Genomic DNA, 928 nt, shown 5'->3' on the forward strand with positions numbered 1-928 from the left:
GGCAAAATTGCGGCCAGCACTGCGATCACAAACCATGATGTTTGATTATGCGTTTTACGGTAATGGGCATAAGTGAAAATCACCACTACTTGCCACACCAGATAGCCAATCAACGCCAGCCCTTGCGTCCATTTTTCCCCGGTGAACATCAAGGTGATAAAGCCTAAGCTCACCAGCACTTCATAGACTTTCAAGCGATGGCCATGCCACAACCCCACCACCAGTGGGATCAACGCGATCAGCAAGTAGATAAAATACTGCGGATCTGAATAAGGTTGTAAATTGATCATGCGTTGACCTCAGCAATCAACTGCTTGACCGCCACCTTCCCGTTGGCCGTCAGTGGCAACGCATCGCGATAAACAAAGCGCTGCGGCACCATGTAGCTCATCATCGTACTTTCTAACGACTTGCGAATCGCTTGGGTCAACTGTAATTCAGATTCAAAATGATGTTTTTCCGGCACGATATATGCCAGTAGCTTCGCGACTTTATGGTCACGATTATATTTGGGGATCGCCACGCCTTGCGCGATCAAAGGCGAATCATTCAAGTAATGGTTCACTTCTTCAAGTTCGATGCGATACCCATTGAGTTTGATTTGAAAATCAGTCCGCCCGCGGTAGAAAATCATCCCCGCTTCATCGATATAACCGAGGTCACCAGTGGCATACCCAGCTTGAGAAAAAGCTTTGGCGGTTTTTTCAGGATTGTTGAGGTAGCCTTTGGAGACGCTTGGGCCTTGGATCATCAACTCGCCAACGGTATGTCCATCTTCTTGGCGCAGTGAGTCTTCACGCAACGAGATCTTGGTATCAGGCTTAGCCACCCCAATCGGCAAGCGGTTATATTTTTCCAACACTGCCGGAGTAATTTCAACGGCGGTCACTGCGACTGTGGCTTCCGTTGGGCCATAAGTGTTGTAGAC

General features: G+C 48.5%; 1 protein-coding gene and 1 pseudogene. Both read right to left on the minus strand.

The window, feature by feature from the left end:
* Positions 1-290, minus strand: a pseudogene (locus FD01_RS13240) (D-alanyl-lipoteichoic acid biosynthesis protein DltB); the annotation flags it as partial.
* Positions 287-928 (minus strand): AMP-binding protein (locus FD01_RS13245; protein WP_156647320.1); only part of this gene is annotated, 642 nt, incomplete at its 5' end. The pseudogene FD01_RS13240 and the gene FD01_RS13245, both read right to left, overlap by 4 nt.

This window comes from Lacticaseibacillus manihotivorans DSM 13343 = JCM 12514 (genome assembly GCF_001435035.1).
Classification (GTDB): Bacteria; Bacillota; Bacilli; order Lactobacillales; family Lactobacillaceae; genus Lacticaseibacillus; species Lacticaseibacillus manihotivorans.